The organism is Mycobacterium sp., from assembly GCF_049585075.1.
In the GTDB taxonomy this organism is placed as follows: domain Bacteria; phylum Actinomycetota; class Actinomycetes; order Mycobacteriales; family Mycobacteriaceae; genus Mycobacterium.
In genome coordinates this window covers 1-4,905 of record NZ_JBAUZA010000543.1, presented here as the reverse complement: position 1 = coordinate 4,905, position 4,905 = coordinate 1, and the positions used below count along the sequence as shown (strand labels likewise).

Annotated in this window: 4 protein-coding genes; all 4 read right to left on the bottom strand. The window is 66.2% G+C overall.

The features are described from left to right. Positions 1-154 precede the first annotated feature (154 nt). Positions 155-1,192, bottom strand: coding sequence for an esterase family protein (locus tag WB785_RS24805; RefSeq protein ID WP_424082761.1), 1,038 nt, complete (start codon positions 1,190-1,192; stop codon positions 155-157). 406 nt (positions 1,193-1,598) lie between these two features. Then, complete coding sequence (gene zomB / locus WB785_RS24800) at positions 1,599-3,569, bottom strand: flagellar motor control protein ZomB (protein WP_424082759.1); 1,971 nt, start codon at positions 3,567-3,569, stop codon at positions 1,599-1,601. A 1-nt stretch (position 3,570) separates the two neighbouring features. Further along, a complete protein-coding gene (locus WB785_RS24795) occupies positions 3,571-4,494 on the bottom strand; it encodes a decaprenyl-phosphate phosphoribosyltransferase (protein WP_424082757.1) in 924 nt (307 codons plus the stop codon). A gap of 49 nt (positions 4,495-4,543) precedes the next feature. Further along, on the bottom strand, positions 4,544-4,905 hold a 362-nt coding region (locus WB785_RS24790; RefSeq protein WP_424082755.1), incomplete at its 5' end, for a phosphatase PAP2 family protein.

Genomic DNA, 4,905 nt, shown 5'->3' with positions numbered 1-4,905 from the left:
CCTCACTCGTCGCTCGACCACCAACCCAGAGACCCCAGCAGATCGCCCCCGTCCCGCAAGGTAGCTAACCACACCGCGGATGTGTCCGACGCCGGAAATGACTAACGGCGACGACCCCGCAAGGTCGTCGCCGTTAGTCGTGCAATTGCAACGCTTAGGTGTGCTGACCGGCCGCGGTGGCAGCCGGAGCGGCCGGACCGGCGCCCGGTGTCGCACCAAGCACCCGCTGAAGGTCGGGCAACATGGCGTGCAGCTGCGCGCCCCAGTACGGCCAGTCGTGCGTGCCGTTGGCATCGAAGTTGAACACCGCGTTGTGGCCACCGGCCGCGTTGTAGGCGTCCTGCCACTTGATGTTGCTGGTCCGCACGAAGCCCTCGAGGAACTTCGCCGGCATGTTGTCGCCACCGAGTTCCGACGGCTTGCCGTTACCGCAGTACATCCACACTCGGGTGTTGTTGGCGACGGTCTTGCCGACGTTGACCAGCGGGTCGTTGCGCTGCCAGGCCGGGTCCTCCTTCGGGCCCCACATGTCCTTGGTCTTGTAGCCGCCGGCGTCACCCATCGCCAGGCCGATCAGCGTTGGTCCCATGCCCTGCGAGGGGTCCATCAGACCGGAGAACGAGCCGACCTCGATGAACTGGTCGGGGTGATAGTTCGCCAGGTTCAACGCGGACGCGCCGGCCATCGACAGACCGACTGCCGCGCCGCCGGTCGGCTTGACCTGCTTGTTGGCCTGCAGGTACTGCGGCAGCTCGCTGGTCAGGAAGGTCTCCCACTTGTAGGTGGAGCAACCGGCCTTACCGCAGGCCGGGCTGTACCAGTCGGTGTACCAGCTGGACTGCCCGCCCACCGGCATCACAACCGAAAGCCCGGACTGGTTGTACCACTCGAACGCTGGGGTGTTGATGTCCCAGCCGTTGAAGTCGTCCTGGGCGCGCAGACCGTCGAGCAGGTACACGGCCGGTGAGTTGGCGCCGCCGCTCTGGAACTGGACCTTGATGCTGCGGCCCATCGCCGCGGACGGAACCTGCAGGTACTCGACGGGCAGACCGGGCCGGGAGAACGCTCCCGCGGTCGCGGTGTTACCCACGACGCCGATCAGACCCGGCAGCAGGGCCGCAGCGGCGACCCCTATCGCGAGTCGGCGCGGCGTCCTTTTTGCCGCGCCGAAAAACCTGTCAACAAGCCTCATTCTTGCTTCCTCATTCTTGTCGGGCCCACAACTGTGGGTCGGACTGCCCCGGACTACTGCCCAGCTTCTCCTCGGGCCGTTTCACGACCCGCATCGTCACCGGGCACGCCAGCCTGATACTCAACTGGGCAGGAGTGCTCGTGTAGTCAACCACATCTTTGGGGGTGCCTTCGCCTTGGCGGGGGTCCCATCCCGGGCCCAACGCCGCGGCCAGGCCCGCTCGACTCGGCTGCGGATCACCACGCTGTGAATGTGCCGACGAGCGGTCGCACGCCGGTAAGAATACATATGCCGAGTTGCTGCGCGCCGGTCGGGGCGGTTGTTGCGGGAGTCGCGGCACGCCGAAGTAAAAGTTGTCGAAAAATTCTCTTTCTCCGACCCCGCCCGGAAGCGAAATCCCGGACGGCTACGGGCCGGTAGCCGGCATGCCGGTGTACGGAGCACCGACGGGTTCGGGCACGGCCAAGCCGCACCTGATGAGTTCATAACGGGGAACCCGGTCCATTCGATACTGGGTGAACTCGTAGGAATGCAGCAGATTCGACACAAACCGGTGCAAACCCATCGGAGCGCGCACCGAATTCAGCATCGCCTGGGTAGCCGGGCACTTCAGCGCCGCCTCGGCTTGGGCCACCCACTGCGCGTCGATGTACCCGGGAACGCCCGGATACCACTTCACCCATGGCCCGTCGGCGATCACCCAATCCGGGAAGAGGTTCTTGTCGTGGCCGATCCGGCCGTGCTGCAACCGGGCGGTGTGAGCGGCCAGCGGGTTGGCCAATCCGATCTGGTCGATCACCCGGACGTCCAGCCCGACGTTCATGCCCACCATGCCGAGGTTGGTGAAAAACACTGTGTGCGGACCCTTCGGAGGTGGGCCAGGCGGCGGCGATTTCGGCGCGACAGCCGGGACCAGATCCCACTGATCGTAATTGCCGGATGGCAGCAGCAAAGCCCCCTCCGGAGTGTTGTTGAGCGCCACCAGCACCGCGCGCATCCGCGGGTAATCCAGGTAGTCAGCGGCCGTCAGCGGATGGGCATGACCGGTCGCCTGTGCGTAGAAGCGGCGCTCGTCCACGATGCCCGAGTAGGTAACCCGGGTGGCGTCGTCGCCCATTCCGGGCGAATTCGCCGCCCACAGCGACCATCCCGCGATCGCCATCCACAGTGCACTCACCGCGCCGGCCAACCAGTAACCGGCCTCCCGAGACAGCCGGGTGCCGTCGGGAAACACCACGGGCACCACCGCAACCGGCGCGAGCAAACAAAACAACGGTGTCAGCAGCACCCGGCCGTGCATGAAATCGCCGCCCTGCCGAATCCAGTACAACGCCTGCAGTAGACCGCTGACGAGGATGAAAACCACTACGGCCGTTGGGCTTTGCACCGACCGGGCCAGCGGCCCGTGCCTAGTTGGGGGCGTATGACGAGTCCACCAGGGCCGGCTGCCGCCACCCAGCAGCACCAGGGCCAGCGCCGCCAGCAGCACCGCAGGCGCCCAGAGCGCGTAGGGGCTGTTGAAGTTGGACAGGTAGATCACGCCCTGCGACCATTTGTCGCCGGCGGCGTCCTTGGCCAACGCGGTCCCGGGGAACAGCAGTCCGTAGTAGCCCATCCGGAAGATTTGGTAGCCCACCGGAAACAGGCCGCCGGCCACGACGATCAGCACTCGGCGCCGCCTGCCCTCGGCGGCGATCAGCATCATGATCAGCGCCAGGCCACCGATCAGAGCGAGCTCGGGGCGCACGAGCACACTGCACCCGGCGACAAAGGCCAGCGCGCCGATGAACCAGCGGCCCGACGGGCGCACCCGCATCGCCTGCGACCAGCACACCATCATCCACCAGAGCAGGCCCAAGTAGGCCATTACCAGCCCGCTTTCCAGACCGGATGTGGCGAAGTCGCGGGCCGGCGGAACCGCGATGTACACCAGCGCACCGGCCGGCAGCATGACGGCGCGACGTCCCAGCAAGCCGGGCGCGAACAGCCGGCCGGTGCCCAACATCAGCATCGCCAACCCCGCCACGCTGAGCAGCAGGGCCAGCACCAGGGCCACATACTCCAGGCGCATCGGCCAGCTCAGCCAGCCTCCGAGATAGACCAGATAGGTCCACACCACCGAAGTGTTGGCTTCTACCCGCTCGCCCGCGTTGAACACCGGGCCGTTGCCGGCCAGCAGGTTTCGCACGGTGCGTAAGACGATCAGACCGTCGTCGGCGATCCAGCGCCGCTGCCAGGCTCCCCACCCGAACAACACCGCAACCACGACCACGCTCACCCAGAGGCTGACCCGCACCGTGGTGTCGTACCGAAACGCCGGCCGGCCTACTGCCCGCAGCACCGGCCCGGGAGACGGCACCGGGATCTTGCCCGCCACGTCAGCCGAGGATAACCGCAGCACCTATGGTTCCGATCCAGGCCACGAACAGCAACTGCAACACCCGGTCGCGCAACGCGATGTCTTCGGGCTCGCCGGCCAGACCGCCGTCGACGTCGACCGCGTAACGCAGGATCGCGATCGTGAACGGAATCATCGAGACCGCGAACCAGTTGCCTGAATAGCGGTCCCGCTCGAACGCCCACAGCCCGTAACACACGACCAGCGCGGTGGCCGACATTGTCCAGACAAACCGAAGGTAGGTGCCGGTGTAGCTCTCAAGCGATTTGCGGATCTTGGCGCCGGTGCGCTCGGCCAGTTGCAGTTCGGCATAGCGCTTCCCGGCCCCCATGAACAGCGACGCGAAGGCAATTCCCAGCAAAAACCATTGCGACAGATAGATACCGGCGGCCACACCCCCGCCGATGGCGCGGATCAAATACGCCGACGAGAGGATGCAGATGTCAATCACCGCTTGGTGTTTGAGGCCGAAGCAATACGCTAACTGCATGCCGAGGTAGACAGCGATCACCAGCGCCAGGTTCGGGGTCAGCCACCAGGAGACGACGAGCGAACCCACCCCCAGCACTGCCGCCACGACATATGCCAGCCACTCGGGCACCACGCCGGCGGCGATGGGCCTGAATCGCTTGGTGGGGTGCTCGCGGTCGGCCTCGACATCCTGCACGTCGTTGATCAGGTAAATCGACGAGGCGGCCAGGCTGAACACCACGAACGCAATGGCCTCTTTGCCCAGCACGTCGGCGTAGTCGTAGCGGACATCGGTGCCCAACGCGGCCAATGGCGCGAGTAGCACCAGCACGTTCTTCACCCATTGGCGCGGGCGGATCGCCCTGAACAGGCCTACGACCAGGTTTGCCGGCGGTCCGGTCACTGGCGCTTCATCTTTGATCTCTTCGCTCATTTGCGCCACTCCTCAGCATCGCTGCGCTCTGCATCGTCGCCGGCGTCGCTCATTTGCCCGCTCCTGTCAGCCGCCCATCGATTCGAACGGCTGCCCGTTCCACGGCCGCTGCGACTATGGCGCCGACAACCACGCCGGTCGCCACGTCGCTGGGATAGTGCACGCCGAGCAGCACCCGCGAGAGTGCCATCGGTGGCACCAGCATGACAGGCAGCGGCGCTCCGGTGACACGGGCCAGCAGGATGGACGCCGCGGTGGTCGAGGTGGCGTGCGCCGACGGGAAGCTCAACTTGCTCGGTGTGCCGACGTTCACGGCAACCGCCGGATGATGCGGCCGCTGGCGGCGCACCAGTCGCTTGATCAGCACAGCGGCCGCGTGCGCGGAGAACGCCCCGACGCCGGCCACCAGCC